This is a genomic window from Cryobacterium sp. TMT4-31 (genome assembly GCF_004403385.1).
Lineage (GTDB): Bacteria > Actinomycetota > Actinomycetes > Actinomycetales > Microbacteriaceae > Cryobacterium > Cryobacterium zongtaii.
Genome location: NZ_SOGI01000042.1, coordinates 20,377 through 35,639, shown reverse-complemented (window position 1 = coordinate 35,639; position 15,263 = coordinate 20,377). Strand labels below are relative to the sequence as shown.

General features: G+C 70.4%; 13 protein-coding genes. 5 read left to right on the top strand and 8 right to left on the bottom strand.

What is annotated here, in order from left to right:
- The first annotated feature begins 244 nt into the window (after positions 1 to 244).
- Positions 245 to 1,828, top strand: a complete 1,584-nt coding sequence (locus E3T19_RS09550) for a glycosyltransferase family 39 protein (protein ID WP_165787883.1) — start codon at positions 245 to 247, stop codon at positions 1,826 to 1,828.
- Here the strand turns inward: E3T19_RS09550 and E3T19_RS09545 are convergent.
- Positions 1,803 to 3,218, bottom strand: coding sequence for a glycosyltransferase family 87 protein (locus E3T19_RS09545; protein ID WP_166788847.1), 1,416 nt, complete (start codon positions 3,216 to 3,218; stop codon positions 1,803 to 1,805). The genes E3T19_RS09550 and E3T19_RS09545 overlap by 26 nt on opposite strands.
- Positions 3,219 to 3,341: 123 nt before the next feature.
- Between E3T19_RS09545 and E3T19_RS09540 the strand changes: the two genes are divergently transcribed.
- Positions 3,342 to 4,580: a molybdopterin-dependent oxidoreductase gene (locus tag E3T19_RS09540; protein WP_240632373.1), complete on the top strand. Its 1,239-nt coding sequence runs from the start codon at positions 3,342 to 3,344 to the stop codon at positions 4,578 to 4,580.
- Positions 4,577 to 5,065 carry a hypothetical protein gene (locus E3T19_RS09535; protein ID WP_133160298.1) on the top strand — a complete coding sequence of 163 codons (489 nt, stop codon included), beginning with the start codon at positions 4,577 to 4,579 and terminating at the stop codon, positions 5,063 to 5,065. The genes E3T19_RS09540 and E3T19_RS09535 overlap by 4 nt, the downstream gene beginning before the upstream one ends.
- On the opposite strand, the gene E3T19_RS09530 is transcribed toward E3T19_RS09535, so the two are convergent.
- From E3T19_RS09530 to E3T19_RS09520, 3 genes are read right to left on the bottom strand one after another with little or no spacing between them, the layout of a single operon-like run.
- Positions 5,014 to 5,706: a bifunctional 2-polyprenyl-6-hydroxyphenol methylase/3-demethylubiquinol 3-O-methyltransferase UbiG gene (locus tag E3T19_RS09530; RefSeq protein WP_088455303.1), complete on the bottom strand. Its 693-nt coding sequence runs from the start codon at positions 5,704 to 5,706 to the stop codon at positions 5,014 to 5,016. The two genes, E3T19_RS09535 and E3T19_RS09530, sit on opposite strands and share 52 nt — an antisense overlap.
- Positions 5,703 to 6,344, bottom strand: coding sequence for a DUF2064 domain-containing protein (locus E3T19_RS09525; RefSeq protein WP_088455302.1), 642 nt, complete (start codon positions 6,342 to 6,344; stop codon positions 5,703 to 5,705). The genes E3T19_RS09530 and E3T19_RS09525 overlap by 4 nt, the downstream gene beginning before the upstream one ends.
- The gene (locus E3T19_RS09520; protein WP_198414974.1) at positions 6,341 to 7,009 is read right to left on the bottom strand and encodes a glycosyltransferase family 2 protein; all 669 of its coding nucleotides are present in this window, start codon (positions 7,007 to 7,009) and stop codon (positions 6,341 to 6,343) included. Before E3T19_RS09520 ends, E3T19_RS09525 begins: the two co-directional genes overlap by 4 nt.
- Before the next feature lie 109 nt (positions 7,010 to 7,118).
- Between E3T19_RS09520 and E3T19_RS09515 the strand changes: the two genes are divergently transcribed.
- Positions 7,119 to 7,880 (top strand): response regulator transcription factor, encoded by a 762-nt coding sequence (locus E3T19_RS09515; protein WP_198414976.1) that lies wholly within the window; start codon positions 7,119 to 7,121, stop codon positions 7,878 to 7,880.
- A complete protein-coding gene (locus E3T19_RS09510) occupies positions 7,877 to 9,028 on the top strand; it encodes a cell wall metabolism sensor histidine kinase WalK (RefSeq protein ID WP_134408697.1) in 1,152 nt (383 codons plus the stop codon). Before E3T19_RS09515 ends, E3T19_RS09510 begins: the two co-directional genes overlap by 4 nt.
- A 29-nt stretch (positions 9,029 to 9,057) precedes the next feature.
- On the opposite strand, the gene E3T19_RS09505 is transcribed toward E3T19_RS09510, so the two are convergent.
- From E3T19_RS09505 to E3T19_RS09490, 4 genes are all read right to left on the bottom strand, one after another.
- On the bottom strand, positions 9,058 to 10,158 hold the full coding sequence (locus E3T19_RS09505; protein ID WP_134408696.1) for an NAD(P)-dependent oxidoreductase: 1,101 nt from the start codon (positions 10,156 to 10,158) through the stop codon (positions 9,058 to 9,060).
- Between the two features lie 23 nt (positions 10,159 to 10,181).
- Positions 10,182 to 11,636 carry a DUF5719 family protein gene (locus tag E3T19_RS09500; protein ID WP_088455299.1) on the bottom strand — a complete coding sequence of 485 codons (1,455 nt, stop codon included), beginning with the start codon at positions 11,634 to 11,636 and terminating at the stop codon, positions 10,182 to 10,184.
- The gene (locus tag E3T19_RS09495; RefSeq protein WP_134408695.1) at positions 11,626 to 14,703 is read right to left on the bottom strand and encodes a glycosyltransferase family 2 protein; all 3,078 of its coding nucleotides are present in this window, start codon (positions 14,701 to 14,703) and stop codon (positions 11,626 to 11,628) included. The genes E3T19_RS09500 and E3T19_RS09495 overlap by 11 nt, the downstream gene beginning before the upstream one ends.
- Before the next feature lie 95 nt (positions 14,704 to 14,798).
- Complete coding sequence (locus E3T19_RS09490; RefSeq protein ID WP_088455297.1) at positions 14,799 to 15,134, bottom strand: WhiB family transcriptional regulator; 336 nt, start codon at positions 15,132 to 15,134, stop codon at positions 14,799 to 14,801.
- Positions 15,135 to 15,263 lie beyond the last annotated feature (129 nt).

Here is a 15,263-nt window from a genome sequence, read left to right as displayed (position 1 = left end):
GTAACACCCCCGCACCACACGAAAAACGGCCGAGCACCAGCTCGGCCGTTTTTTCGCGCCACAAGCACCCCGCACCCCGTGCCCAGACCGCGAAAGCGGGCCGTACCCGTGAACGGGGCTCTGAGGGGCTACACGACGATATGTGCCTCCGGGTAGATTCCCGGGAAAAGTCGCCTACCCTCGACAGGGGGTCGCATCGGCCGCCGACCGACATGACTGGGTACGAATGGGAGAACGCTCGACCATGACCGCCCCCACCACAACACTTCGCCGCGCACCGATTCGTACCATGCGCATCCCGGTCCGCTCGTCGGGGCGTGACGCCCTGCTCGTCGGGCTGTTCGGCACCCTGCTGACGCTGGCCTGGTCGTGGCAGCCCTCTCTCTGGTTCGACGAGGCGGCGACGGTTTCCGCCACCATGCGTAGCTGGCCGGAGCTGGGCCGGATGCTGGTGAGCATCGATGCCGTGCACGGTCTGTACTACGCCGGAATGCACCTCTGGCTCGACCTCGTGGGCTACTCGCCGTTCGCGCTGCGCCTGCCGAGCGCCGTCTGCGTCGGGGTCGCTGCCGCGCTGACGGTCATTCTGGTTCGCTCTCGGGCCGGCCGTCGCGCCGCGATACTCGCCGGCGTCGCCTTCTGTCTGCTGCCCAGGGTGACATGGATGGGCGCCGAGGGCCGGTCGTATGCGCTGACCGCCGCACTCGCGGTGGCGCTGACCCTGATCTTCCTCGCCGCGTGGCGCCGCGGGCCGGCGCCGCGGCGCATCCGCGTGCTCTGGTGGACGCTCTACGGCGCGGTCGCCGTTGTCTCCACCGTCACCTTCATCTACCTCGCCTTCCTGGTCGGCGCCCACGGGCTGACCGCGCTGTGGACGGTGTGGGCCGGCCGGCGGCGGAACCGGGCCGCCCGCGCATCGCTGTTCGGCTGGATCGTCGCCTCGCTCGCCGCCGGGGCGCTCTTGGTGCCGTTTGCCCTGGCCGTGGTAGGGCAGTCCGGCCAGGTGAGCTGGATCGCCCCGATCAGCTGGGGCAGTTGGAACGGCGTCTTCGTCACCCAGTGGTTCTACCTGAACCGGCCGTTCGCGGTGGCGGGTTGGGCCCTGATGGTTGTCGGCGTCGTCGCCCTGGTCGTCGCGGCCCGCCGGACCAGGGCCACCGGTTTCGCGCTGTCGCGGGAGCAGTCCCGAAATCCGTCGCTACTGGCGATCGCGGTACCGTGGCTGGTCGTGCCCACACTCGGGGTCATCGTCGCGTCGGCGATGGCGACGCCGCTGTACTCCCCTCGCTACCTCACGTTCAGCGCGCCGGCGGTGGCCATCCTGATCGGGGTGGCGCTCGACCTGCTGCGGCGCCGCTGGCTGATCGTCACCGCCCTCGTCGCATTGGCCGGTCTGGCCGCTCCGCAGTTCGTCGCACAGCGACAGCCGGAGGCCAAGCAGAATTCGTCCTGGAGCGAGGTCGCCGACCTCATCAGCACAGAGCGGGCCGCGCGTCCCGACGACACTGCCGCCATCATCTACGGGCCGGTGCGCCAGCATCCGGCGGCGACAACCCGGGTGATCGCGTATTCGTATCCGGATGCGTTCGAGGGGCTGATCGACGTGAAGCTGAAAACCCCGGCCGCCCAGACCGGCGGGCTGTGGGAGACCCGGTACCCGCTGGATGCCGTGACCGACCGGTTCGACGGCGTCGACGCGGTCTGGTTGGTGACGAGCGACAAGCAGGACTGGCGCCCGAGCGTCACCGCCAAGCTCGGCACGCTCGGCTATGCCCTCGACGAGGAATGGGGCCTGACCGGCGTCAACGTTCTGCGCTACGTGCGCTGACCGTTCCTGAGCGCGGCGGGGACCGGGTCAGCGCGCCCCGCCACCGGTCGAGCGCGCCCGGACCGGCGCGTCGCACCGACACGACCACGATCAGCACCAGCGCGATGCCCAGCGAGACCCTGCTGACCGTGAGCGTGGGCACCAGCAGACGCACGGTCAGGGCGAGCGGAATCGCCAACCACTCCCACCGACCGCTGAGCGCGATGAACGGCAACAGCAGCAGCGCGTACCAGGGGTACCGGGGGCTGAGCACCAGAAGGGTGCCGCCGATCATCACGAGCTGGCCGAGCCAGGGACGCTCGGGGTCGGTCTTCCAGATGGTCAACGCGGCCAGACCGGCCAGCAGGATCGCCGCGACGACGATGGCCGATCCGCCCGGCGCGATCAGGGAGACCAACGCGAATCTGGACCCGTCCTCGTAGCCCTCCTCGGTGAGGTAGCCGGGCAGGTAACCGAGCACGCCGATGCCGGTGGCCAGCACATACGGCAGATACAGAAGCGCGAAGGTCACGATCGCCGCGACGACGACCTTCCAGCCCTGTCGTTTGAGCATGGCAGGCGCGGCGATGGCCGGGATCAGCTTGACCCCGATGGCCATCCCGAGGAGGATGCCGCCGCGGACATACTTCGCGCTGCTGACCCAGAACGCGGCGGCGACGACGAAGGCCACCCCCAGCAGATCCACGTGCGAATTGGTGACGCCCTCGGTCGCGACCAGGGGGCACCAGGCCCACACCGCCGCATAGCGCTGGTCGATGCCGCGGCGGCGCATGCCGACCAGCAGCATCCCGGTGATGCCGACGCTCAGCAGCAGACCGGTCAGCTGCAGCGGCCAATAGCCCGCGTCCGCCCCAACGACGGCCCGAACGGCGGCGAAATAGATTTCGGCGGCCGGCGGATAGATGGTGGGCACCGTCGTCCGGTTCAGCGCCGAGCAGAGCGGCAGGCCGGCACCCCGGTCCACGGTCTCTATTCGTTCGCCCACGCAGTCCGGCCCGCCGGCGCCGGACACCGGCGCCGGGAACAGCCAGTCCGGCCGCAGCTCGTCGAGTCTGTCGTCGGCGGGCACATAGGCGTACGGCGAGATGCCGGCGTTTTGCACGATGCCGTCCCACGCGTAGCGCGCGGAGTCGGTGCTGGTGTTCGGCGGGCCGACCATCGCGGCCCCACCGATCAACACGGATCCGGCGAGCACGAGCACCACGACGGCCCGGCCCCGCACCCTCCGCAGGACCACCAAGGCCGCGGCGAAAAACAGCCAGAGCACAACGGTGCCCAGCAGCAGAGGCACGGTGTCCCGGTGCGGCCTGAACAGGTCGAAAGCCAGCACGATACCCGCCGTGAGGGCAGCGCTGGCGGCCAAGAGGACCGAGACAATGGCAATACGCACCCTGCCATCCTCCCGCACCCGTCGACGGGCGCCCCGACGGGCTGGTGGCGGCGTCATTGAACCGTAAGGATTACCGAGGCTCCCGGCGTCGATGAGGTGGTGGAATGGACTATGCGCCGATTGATGTACGAGGCTAGGGCCCAGCTCGCCTCTCCGGTGCGAAACCCGCGGATGGCCACCGTCATCGGCCGCCTCCTCGGACTGGCCTTCCTGCTCTGCTTCGGCACCGGCCTGTACAGCCATTTCCTGCAGCAGCCACTGCCGTGGATGACCTTCCCCACCCGACCTGTCGGCCTCTATCAGGTCAGCCAGGGCACCCACATCATCGCCGGGATCGCCTGCTTCCCGCTGCTGCTGGCCAAGCTCTATGTGGTTTTCCCGCAACTGTTCCAGTACCCGCCGGTCACCTCGTTCGCCAACTTCCTCGAGCGGGCATCGATCGCGCTCTTCGTGGGCGCCTCACTGGTGGAGATCACGATCGGCCTGCTCAACACGTACCAGTGGTACCCGTTCCCGTTCCCGTTCAAGCAGGTGCACTTCGCGCTGGCCTTCGTGATCGTCGGCTCGCTTCTGGTGCACATCGGCGTGAAACTGCCGCTGATCGCGGCGCACTGGCGAGCCGAACCGGCTCCCGGACCCGAAGAACGCCACCCCGTCGACACCGTCGAGGCAACGTCAGCCGATGACGAGGGGTTGTCTCGCACTCGCGGCCTCACCGGACGGGTGCTCGCCTACATCGACAGCACCCCGGAGCTCCCCGCCCGCACCAGCCGCCGCGGGTTCCTGGCCACCGTGGCGCTGGCCGTCGCGGCCGTCGTCGGGCTCACGGCCGGCCAGACCTTCGCGCCGCTGGACGCCGTCAACGTGTTCGGACCGCGCAAGAAGGGCGTCGGCCAGCAGGGCGTGCCCGTCAACCGCACTTCGGCGCAGGCCAAGGTGGCCACGGCGGCCCTGTCGGCCGACTGGGTACTGACCCTGGCGGTCGGCGACACCGAACGTTCGTTCAGTCGGGCCGACCTGGCCGCACTCCCGCAGACCGATGTCGACCTGCCCATCGCCTGCGTGGAGGGGTGGAGCCAGATGGCCGCCTGGCGGGGTGTGCGCCTGCGTGACCTCGTCGACGCTGCCGGCGGCTCCCCCGAGTCCGACCTCAGGCTGATCAGCCTGGAGCAGCGCGGCGGCTTCAAACAGACCGAAATGGGCAGCGAGTACGTGCGTGACCCGCTCACCCTGGTCGCCCTCGAGTTGAACGGCGAGATCCTCGACCTCGAGCACGGCTATCCGGCGCGCATGATCGCGCCGGGCCGGCCCGGCGTTCTTCAGACCAAGTGGCTCAGCCGGATCGAGGCGATCGACGCATGATGACAACATCATCCCCGGCCCTGCCATCGAGCCGGATGCGGGCGGCGCGAGTGGTTCTCGTCGTCGTCGGCGCGCTCGGACTCGCCTTCGGCGGGTACCTGATGGTCGACACCGTCGCTCTGCGGCGGCTGCCGGGAGTCGCTCTCTGGATCGGCGCGGCCATCGTGCTGCACGACGCCGTGATCTCGCCTCTGGTCTTCGGGCTCGGAGTCCTCACCCGGCGCGCCGGGCACCGGCTGGCCGGCGCCATCATCGTGACCGTTCAGGCCGCCATCGTGCTCGGGTCACTGATGACGCTCATCGTGCTGCCGGCCATTGCCGCGCAAGGCCTGGGGCCCAAGAACCCCACCATCCTGCCGTTGGACTACGCGCGGAACCTGGGCCTGTTCTGGCTCACGCTCGCCGTGGCCAGCGCCCTGATCTCCGTATGGCTCTACGTGCGCACCAGGCGGGCGAACCAGCGGCCGTCGCGGATCCAGTCCTGATCCACCCGGAACCCCGCCTCTTCGGCGCGCGCCCGGAGCGGCACGATACCGATCTCGGCCCACGGGAACACGCCACTGCTGCGGCCCTGGGCGTCTTCGAGGGTGCCCTCGAAGGCATGGTCGCGATCGGGATCCTGGCTGACCTCGACCACGAGCGCGCCGTCTGCGGCGAGAAGTTCGGCGCACCGGGCCAGCAGCGCCCCGGCGTCGCCGCCGATGCCGATGTTCCCGTCCAGGAGCAAGGCCGTGCCCCAGCCGCCCTCGAGCGGCATCGGGGCGAAGACCGAACTGTTGAGCACCGTGAGGCCCGCCTCCGTGGCAATGCGCACCGCGGTCGGGGATACGTCAACACCGAGGGCCGACAAGCCCAGGTCCATGGCCGCCCGAACCATCCGGCCCGGGCCGCAGCCGATATCGAGCACCGGCCCGGCGGCGCCGGTCAGCACGTCGAGGTCGGTGGCGTCGGCGCCCGCGCTCCAGCGGCCGGCATCCATCGGAGCCGCCGCCGGGGCCTGCGCCGCGGTGTTGCGCAGGTACAGCACCGCGGATTCGTCGCGCAGTGCGGCAGCGTATGGTTCGGTGCCGCCGGAGCCGAACGTGGGGTCCGCCTCGAGACCGGCGCGGCCGGCGAGGAGCGTCATCGGGTCACCTCGCTCAGCTGGAGTGCGCCGAAGCCGGCCAGTGCAAGCGCGAACCGGCTGTGCGGGGCGAGAGCGGCCACCACGTGGGCGTCCTCGATGTGATCCACGTCGGTGAGGGTCGGCAACAGGCGCACCCGAAGCCCCGCGGCTCGGAGCCGGGCGAGCTGGTGCATGCCGGTGTCACTCTGGGACATCGGCACGCCGCGGATCAGGTCGCCGTCGGGGTGACGCAGGCCGAGGGCCCAGAATCCACCGTCGGCGGCGGGGCCGAACCAGGCGTCGACGTCGTCGGGCCAGTCCTCGAACAGCGGGGCGAGCACGTCGGCGGTCACCTGGGGGGTGTCCATGCCGATCAGCACGGCAGGTCCGGTGCAGCCGTCGAATATCGCGCCGAGGCGTTCGTCGAGGCCACCGGCCACCTGGGGCAGGATGTCGTAGCCGGCGGCGGCGGCGGGCGCCACCGCACCGTCGAACGCAAGCACCCGACGTGTGGCGGGCAGCGCGGCGACAGCGGCGAGGGTGTCGTTGAGACTGGCGGAGGCCAGCTCCGCGGCCTGCTCGAGGCTGAGCGGCGGGTGCAGCCGGGTCTTCACCTTGCCGGGCAGGCATTCCTTGGCTATGACGATCAGGGTGGTCATCGTCTGGCCTCCTTCAGGAGCCGCGACATATCGGTGATCGCCGTGAGGGTGCCGCGCACTGTGCCGGTGACCTTGCTGCGGCCGACCCTGGGAGCGTACGGGGTATCGACCTCGCGGATGCGCCAACCTCGTGCGGCGGCCTTGAGGAAGACCTCCAGCGGGTAGCCGCTGCGCCGGTCCTGAAGGTCGAGGGACAGCAGGTCGTCTCTCCGGGCGGCCCGCATCGGGCCCAAGTCGTAAATGTTCACACCTGTTGTTCGGCGCAGTCGCCAAGAAAGAGTGGAATTGGCTATCCGGGCGTGCACGGGCCACGATCCGGCTGTCGTCGGACGGCGCCGGCCGAGCACCAGATCGGCTTCGCCGGCTCGCACCGGGTCAACCACGAGCGGCAGGTCGCGTGGATCCATCGACGCGTCGGCGTCGCAGAACGCCACGATGGGAGCGGTCGCCCGCAACAGCCCGGCGTGCGCGGCCGCACCGAACCCCCGACGGGCCTCGGTCACGACCAGGGCCCCGGCCGCCTCGGCGATGCGCGCCGAGTCATCCGTCGAGCCGTTGTCGACAACGATCGCCCGGTACCCCTCCGGCAGCCGGGCCAGCAGCCAGGGCAGCGCCCCCGCCTCGTTCAGGCACGGCATCACGACATCGACCAGGTTTTCGCTCACCCCTCGACCCTAGGTCGGGGGGCGTGCCGACACTCCGCAGCAAACGTTACGGACTGGGGAAATATCTGTGGCAGAGCCGCCGCGGAGCCGGAGCGCCTATCCTTCAAGGGTGAACCCCTCGCCGACGACCGGGCCCCCCGACACTCAACGCCGCATTCTGGTCATCGATGACGACCCGACGGTCTCCGAAATCGTCTGCCGCTACCTGGTGGCGGCAGGATTCGTTGCGGATCGGGCACCGGACGGGCGCCTCGGCCTCCGCCAGGCCGAGGCCCAGCGCCCCGACCTCGTGGTGCTGGACCGAATGCTGCCCCTGCTGGACGGCATCGAGGTCTGCCGCCGCATCAAGACCACTTGGGCGATTCCCGTGATCATGCTGACCGCGCTCAACCAAGAGGAGGACCGGATCGAAGGGCTGGAGGCCGGCGCCGACGACTACCTCGCCAAGCCTTTCTCACCCCGCGAACTCGTGCTGCGCGTGCAGTCTGTGTTGCGCCGCACTGTCGCCGAACCGGCCCGCGGCGGGACCGTCGAGGCGGGACCGTTCACGTTGGACCTGGCGGCGCACGAGGTGCGGATGCACGGTGCCGCGCTGGTGCTCACGGCCAGGGAGTTCGATTTGCTCGCGCATCTGATCGGTCGTCCGCACCGGGCGCTGAGCCGGGAGGAGCTGCTCAAGTCGGTTTGGGGCTGGGACTTCGGCGACCTGTCCACCGTGACGGTGCACGTGCGCCGGTTGCGGGAGAAGATCGAGGCCGACCCGACCCGTCCCCAGCTTTTGAAAACAGTGTGGGGGGTCGGCTACAGGTTCGACCCCGAGCCCTTGGCCGCCGGCCGGGCCGGCGATCTGGACCCGGGAGTCCTCCGATGACGGTTCCCGGGCTGGTGAGTGTGCTCGTCATCGCACTGGCCTGCGCTCTCATCGTGGGCACCCTTGGCCTGATCAGCCTGCGCCTGCTCGCCAGATACTCGCTCGTGTTGCAGCTGGTGGTGGTGGCCCTGGCCACGATCGTGTCGGTGGTCAGCGGGATGGCCGCGGCCGCGTCGCTGATGTACGTGTCAGATCACGACCTGACGGTGTTCTACTTCGTCGCCGGGGTGGCGGGGAGCGTCTCGTTGCTGATGGCGGGTCTGTTGGGACGGTGGATCGCGCGGGACAGCCGGCACCTCACTCTGGCGGCGGCGAGCCTGGGCCGGGGCGAGCCCGTCACGTCCGCGGAGCGGCACAGCAATACCGAATTCGCGGCTCTGGCCGAGCAGTTGACCGCGACCGGGGAACGGTTGCGGGAATCCAGGGACCGTGAGGGCAAGATCGAGTCGGCCCGTCGGGAGCTGGTCGCGTGGATATCCCACGACCTGCGCACGCCGTTGGCCGGCATCCGGGCGATGGCCGAGGCCCTGGAGGATGACATGGTCGAGGATCCCATCCGCTACTACGTTCAGATCCGCGGCCAGGTGGACCGGTTGAACGGCATGGTCGATGACCTCTTCGAGCTGTCCAGGATCACGTCGGGCACCCTCCGGCTGAACCTGGCGCGGGTTGCGCTCTACGACCTGATCAGCGACACCGTGGCCGACCTCAGTCCCGTCGCGCGGGCAAAATCGCTTGACCTGCGCTTCGAGGGCGCCATGGGCCTGACGATCCTGGCCGACCCGCGCGAGCTGGCCAGGGCCGTCGGCAACCTGGTGATGAACGCGGTGCAACAGTCGGCGCCCGGCGGCACCATCGTGGTGTCGGTCACCGAACACACCGACGGGCGCGCCGTCATCTCGGTGCAGGATTCGGCCGGCGGCATCGACCCTGCGGACCTCGAGCGGGTGTTCGAGCCCGGTTGGCGGGGCACCGAACCGCGCACACCTGAGGCCGAGTCGGCGAGCCAGGGCCGCGCGGGACTCGGCCTGGCCATCGTGGACGGTATCGTGGCGGCACACCACGGCGAGGTCACCGTGCAGAACACGCCGGGCGGATGCCGGTTCGACGTGCTGCTTCCCCCGCACCCCGGGCCTGCCGGGGTGTGATCCCGGACGCGGGCGCCCGGCCGCAGGAGTCAGACCACGGCCGCCCGCAGCGGGGCCGTGGCGAATTCGCGCATCCCCTCGTCGAAGCTCACCGACGGCGTCCAGCCGAGTTCGGTGCGCATCCGCTCTGACGACGCCGTGATGTGCCGCACGTCGCCGAGACGGTATTCACCGGTGACGACGGGGGCCGGCCCGTCGGCGGCCGTGCTCAGGGCCTCGGCCATGTCACCGATGGTGTGCACGGTGCCGCTGCCGACGTTGAACGGGCGGAAGGTTCCGGCCGGGGCGGTGCCGCTCCAGTCGATCGCGGCGAGGTTGGCCGAGGCGATGTCGCGCACGTGCACGAAGTCGCGGCGTTGGCGGCCGTCCTCGAAAACCGTGGGGGCCTCGCCGCGTTGCAGGGCGGACCTGAACAGGGACGCAACCCCGGCGTACGGCGTGTTCTGCGGCATCCCCGGGCCGTAGACGTTGTGGTACCGAAGCGCTGCTGCGCGGCCGGTGGTGCTGCGACTCCAGGCCGTTGCGAGGTATTCCTGGCCGAGCTTGCTGCTCGCGTAGACGTTGCGGGGGTCCAGGGGGTCGTCTTCAGCCACCAGCGCGGGTTCCAGCGGTTCCCCGGTGGCGGCGTCGGTCGGATCGAAGAGGCCGGCGTCGAGGTCCGCGGCGCGGCGCGGGCCCGGCCGGGCCACCCCGTTGGCGCTGCGGTAGCTGCCCTCGCCGTAGACGACCATCGAGGAGGCCAGGACCAGCCTGTCGATCCCCGCCGCGGCCATCCCCGCCAGCAGCACCGCGGTACCGAGTTCGTTGCTGTGCACGTAGTCGGGCGCATCGGAGAAGTCGACGCCGAGACCCACCTTGGCAGCCTGATGGCAGACCACGTCGATGCCGCGCAACGCGTGCGCGACGACCGCAGTGTCTGTGACGTCACCGACCACGAACTCCACTCGGGGATCGACCGCGGGCAGTCCGCCGTGCACGTCACGGCGGAGGGAGTCGAGTACCCGCACCCGCCAGCCACGCGTGAGGGCTTCATCGACGATTGCCCCGCCGATGAAGCCGGCGCCGCCGGTGACGAGGAGGTGGCGGCCGCTCGGGCGTCTAGCGCCCGGTGCGTTGCTGGTCTGGGTCACGGCGGGCTCCTTGGAGGACGGGGTCAGTGCGAGTAAACCGGGATGGCGGCGGCCAGCGGCCCGATCGGGCTGAGAGTGAACGACGCGGACTGGCCGTCACCGGTGTACCGGACCGACGCCGCGATGCCCGTTCCGCCGGTAACCACGTGGCTTTGGGATCCGGCCAGTGCCACCACGACGGATTGGCCAGCGGCCACGCTCACGTCGATGACCGACCCGGTTTCGGAGGTGATGGTCAGGTCGGTGTCCGCACCTGAGGTGTTGGCCAGGTGCAGGGCCGGCGACGGACCGTCGGCGACACTGACCAGGAAGTCGCCGTCCTGGGGCGCGGCCGCGGCGGACCAGGCGAAGTCGGCGGCGGCGCTTCCGGCCGTCGTGGTGACGGCCGCGGCGACCAGCGGCTGGTCGGCGTTCAGCTTGACCGTGTAATTGCCGGCGACGACTCCGCTCAACGGGATCTCGGTGGCGATGCCGGCCTGAATTTCGACCTCGAGGGAGGTCCCTGTCGACGCGCCGTCCTCGCTTTGCACACCGACGCTGACGGTTGCGTCAGTGTCGCCGGGAACCAGCACGCGCACCGACGGGGTGTCGTCGGACACGGCACCGACATCGGCAGAGGCTTCTGCGCCCAAGGCGGTGACGGCGACGCCAGGGATGGTCTGGGTCGTGGACGGTGTGGTCGTCGGCCCGCTGAGATCGACCCCGCCGGGCTGGATGCCCCTGACCAGGCTCTGCTGCAGGGCCGCGGCGACCTGCCCACCGGTGGCCGTGACGTGCACGACCGGGGACCGCAGGTTGGGCGCGAGCCCGGCGAGGGACACGATCCGCTGGCTACCGGGCTGCACGAGGATGCCGGTGGAGCCGGGGGCATCCACCGGGCCGGCTTCGCCGTAGACGGCGAGGTCGACGGACGCCACGACGGTGGTGGGATTGCTCAGCAGCACGAGGCTGGTGCGGCCGACGTCGGTCGACCCGCTCACCAGCCAGGAGTCGCTGGACGCTTCGGTGCAGGCGGCCGCCGCCAGCCCGCCGACGGACTCGCCCGTCGCGGTCTGTGATTGGGAACCGGCGACGAGTGGGGCGTCGGTGGCGCCGGCCTCTACCGGCACGGTCAGCACGCTCGGGGCGCCGTCGCGTGGTGCCTGCGAGTTGTCTGTTGCGGTGAGGTCGGTGCGCTCTACGGGGACCTCTTCGGCGCCGGAGCCTGTGCCGCGCGCCGCGTACACGGCCGTGAACGGGCCGACGGAGGTCGCGGCATCCGCCTGGGTGGAGTCTTCGGCGAGGGTGAGGAGGGGGCCGGGGCAGACCCGCAACTGGTCGCTCGCGACCGGCGTCACCAGGGTCGACGGCGGGTCGCTCACGAGGGAGGGCCAGGGCACGATCGCGGCACCACCGACGGCGACGACGACGACTCCGATGCCGATCAGGCCCGCGGCATACCTGGCGCCGAGGACGGCGACTCTGCGCTTAGTTGCCATGGTCTGAATCCTTCGGGCTGCTGGTGTCCGCCGACGGTAGGTCAGTGGCCTCGGCCGGCTCGGCCGGAGCTTCCGTCGGTGTCGGCGAGGCCGAGTCCTCGATGCTGGGGAGGACGCCCTTGGCGCGCCGGCCTGCCGGACGTTTCATGCGCCGGGGCCGCGCGGGCCGCGACGGACGCGCCACCCGGGTGGGCTTGGCCGGTTTGCTCAGGCGGGATGCGCGTCGGATCGCTTCGCGGTGCGCCTGCCGGACGGCCTCTCTACCGGCCCCGGTCGGCACCGACAGGAGCACCGTCGCGCCGATCACGAACACGGCGATCAGGCCGGTCACCAGCCCGAAGATTCCGCCGGCATCAGCGGGGACCTGCCCGTTGACGGCGGCGTCGGTCGGCACGTCAGAACGCCACAGCCGGCCGAAAGCGGTATCACCGACGGGTGCCAGGGCGGCGTTGCCGTCGAGGGAGGTCGTGGTGCGGGTGGTCGTGTCGCTGGCCGCCTGCGTGATGCCGATGTCGTCACCCCACTCGGCGGGCTCGGCGGCGGCCGGCAGCAGCAGGACAAAACGAATGCCGAACTTCGCCAGGTCGGCCGAGGCGTCCAGTCCGCTCTGTGAGGCGAGGTTGCCCGCCAGGGTGGCCAGCTCGGTCTGTTCGTCGGTGAGAGTGCCGGCTGTGCTGTTCAGGGTGGACTGGGCGTCCAGGCGCACGCCGGAGCCCCGGACGATGGTGGCGAGGATGCCGCCATCGGGCTGCGGCACGATCTGCAGGGTGCCGACCCTGGGCTCGACAGCGGCCTCGGCGGTGACAAAAGCGGGCTGCGTGCGACCGATGCCCTCGTCGACGGCCGAGGTGCCGAGCGGGATCGCCCCGGCCAGCGGCAGGGAAACCACGGCCAGGGCCAGGGCCGTGACCACGAGCGGTGCGATGGCCATGCGGTGCAGGCCGCGGGCGGCGAAGACCACCGCTCCGACGAGACCAAGCCAGTACAGGCTGAGTCCGGCGCCGGGCCAGATGCCCACCGCCTGGGAGCCGAGCTCCGCCACCGACAAAGAACCGGCGAGAATGGCCGTGCCCAGCCCGAGCAGGGCGGTGACCAGCGCGAGCGCTGCGCCGCGGGCGCCGGGCAGGAGCAACGCCATCAGGGCCAGGACGGCCATGGGGATCAACAGCAAGGGAACCAGGTAGCCGGCCACGGCAGCGTCGCCGCCCCAGAGCGGCAGCAGCTGGGTCCAGCCACCGAAATCGCCGGCCGGGAAGCCGAGGATGAACTGCCAGGTGGGCACGGGTGCCGTGGGCACCGGAACACCGGGATCGGCCAGCAACGCCAACCAGTTGCCGCGCAGCGCCTGGTCCCACAGCAGGGGGATGGCCAGCGCGAGCGCCGGCAGGGGGATCCCCACGAATCGCATCACGCTGCGGCCGCTGACGAGCACGCAGATCAGCCAGCCCACCAGCAGCGCCGGAGCGAGGGACGGCGCGCAGGCGACGATCGCGGCGAACAGCAGAGCGGCCGATCCGGATGCCGACCAGGACCGCGCGGCGGCGAAACCGGCGAAAAACAGCCACGGCAGCAGCAGGTGCACGATGATGGCGGCAGGCCGGCCGGCCGCGAGAGCGGTGAGGAAGGTAGGCGAGAGCGCCCACAGCACGGCGGCCACGGCGCGGATCGAACCCCGGTGGGTCACTCGGGTCGCGGCCATCCAGGCGCCGACGGCCGCCAGCGGGAGGGCCAACAGGTACACGAGGACCATCGCGAAGGACGGTGACCAGAAGGTGATGGTGCCGAGGACGGCGAGCACCACCGCGAACGGGTCAGCCGCCCCCGTGAAGCCCAGGCCGATGTCCCGCCAGCCGTAGCCGACGTTGGCCCAGAGGGCGCCGACAGTAGACGAGAGCGGGAGCAGGCCACCGCCGGTGAGCGACTGAGCTCCGATCAGCGGTGCCAGGATGGCGACGCCGACCATGGCGGCGGCGAGCAGGGTCCAGGCCCCGCCGCCGGCGAAGAACCGGATTTCCGGGCGGTCCCCGCGGAGTCCGGTGAGGGCAGCTTCCCTGGTGAGGGCGTGCCGACGGCGCACTTCGGCGGCCGACACGCGCAAGGAGGAGATCGACGACCAGGCGAGTGTGCGGGTGGCGGCGAGCCGCCGCCGAGCGGTGAGCACCCTGCCGCCCTGGAAGGCGGCGGCGAAGGCGGCGGCGAATTCACCGAGGATCGACCCCGGTTCCTTGCGCAGGAGGTTTCCGATGGCGCGGAGGAAGGCGAGCGGGATCAGGGAGATCCAGTGCACCGGCAGCGCCCAGGCCGGGGCGTAGACCAGCCGTCGGTGCAGCTGAGCGGACCGTTCGGCGCGCGCCCGGCGACGACTGGCCCGGCCGCGGGAGGAACCGTCGGGGCCGGCAACGCCGTCCCCGGCCGAGCTGACCCTGGCGGCGGCGACCACGGAGACGCGGTGGCCCGCGAGGCGTACGCGCACGCAGAAGTCGAGGGAGTCGTCGACGATGGGAAGCGCGGGGTCGAAGCCGCCGAGTTTGTCCCAGACGCTGTGGCGCACGAGCATGCCGCCGGCGCTGACGGCCAGAACATCACTCATGCCGTCGTGCTGCTCCTGGTCGAGTTCACTCTCGACCAGCGTCACGGTGGCGCCGTACGGCGTCATCGACTCGCCGAAGTCGTGGATGTAGTCGTCGGCGACCCACTCCATGACCTTGGGCCCGGCCACCGCCACTGACGGCGCGACCTCCAGTGCACCGATGAGGCTCTCCAGGGCTCCGGGCTCCGGAGCGCTGTCCTGCGCGAGGAGCCAGAGCAGCTCGTGGTCGCCGGCTGGAGGACTCATCACCCGGGTGGCGGCGCTGATGGCGGCACCGAACGACAGGTCGGAATCCGCTGAGATGAGATGGGTGGGCCCGAACGCAGCCAACAGTTCCGAGGTGGTGTCGCTGGAACCGCAGTCAACCGCTATGACCGTGTCGGGCTGCCGGGTCTGGCGGCGGAGGGCCTCGAGAGTTCGCTCGAGGTGCGAGGCGCCGTTACGGGCGACGATGATGGCGGTGACTCTGGCTTGCATATCGGGAACAGCCTAGGTCGGTTATCGGTGAAGATCGCTGAACCGGTCAGGCGCGCCCTGAATCCGGCCGTCCGGCCTCGCTCCGCGGATCGGGCTCAGCCCGCCCGCTTACGGAGTTTGCGTCGCTCACGTTCGGACAGTCCGCCCCAGATTCCGAAGCGTTCGTCGTTGGCAAGGGCGTACTGCAGGCACTGGGGGCGTACCTCGCAGGACGCACAGATCTTCTTGGCGTCCCTGGTGGAGCCGCCTTTTTCCGGGAAGAAGGCCTCCGGGTCGGTCTGGGCGCACAGGGAGTCCGACTGCCAGGCGAGCGGATTGTCGTCCGCGCCCTCCACAATCGTCGGATCCTTGCGAACGCCGGGCACGCCGAGGCGTACGGGATCGACGAACCAGTCTTCAGGTACCCCAGAACGATATTCAGACAACGTCATATCGCCTCCACCCATCAGCTCACGCACGTTTTCGCGCTAGAACTAATTACACCGGTGTAGTTCACATCCGTCAAGTCGCGGATCGTAAACCCTCAATGCGGGCTGGAGAGTTCAGACTCGCCCACTATG

What these genes read in the sequence shown, in the direction of transcription:
- E3T19_RS09550 (WP_165787883.1), top strand. Translation starts at nt 245, where the DNA reads ATGACCGCCCCCACCACAACACTTCGCCGCGCACCGATTCGTACCATG.
- E3T19_RS09540 (WP_240632373.1), top strand. Translation starts at nt 3,342, where the DNA reads ATGTACGAGGCTAGGGCCCAGCTCGCCTCTCCGGTGCGAAACCCGCGG.
- E3T19_RS09535 (WP_133160298.1), top strand. Translation starts at nt 4,577, where the DNA reads ATGATGACAACATCATCCCCGGCCCTGCCATCGAGCCGGATGCGGGCG.
- E3T19_RS09530 (WP_088455303.1), bottom strand. Translation starts at nt 5,706, where the DNA reads ATGACGCTCCTCGCCGGCCGCGCCGGTCTCGAGGCGGACCCCACGTTC.
- E3T19_RS09525 (WP_088455302.1), bottom strand. Translation starts at nt 6,344, where the DNA reads ATGACCACCCTGATCGTCATAGCCAAGGAATGCCTGCCCGGCAAGGTG.
- E3T19_RS09510 (WP_134408697.1), top strand. Translation starts at nt 7,877, where the DNA reads ATGACGGTTCCCGGGCTGGTGAGTGTGCTCGTCATCGCACTGGCCTGC.
- E3T19_RS09500 (WP_088455299.1), bottom strand. Translation starts at nt 11,636, where the DNA reads ATGGCAACTAAGCGCAGAGTCGCCGTCCTCGGCGCCAGGTATGCCGCG.
- E3T19_RS09495 (WP_134408695.1), bottom strand. Translation starts at nt 14,703, where the DNA reads ATGCAAGCCAGAGTCACCGCCATCATCGTCGCCCGTAACGGCGCCTCG.
- E3T19_RS09490 (WP_088455297.1), bottom strand. Translation starts at nt 15,134, where the DNA reads ATGACGTTGTCTGAATATCGTTCTGGGGTACCTGAAGACTGGTTCGTC.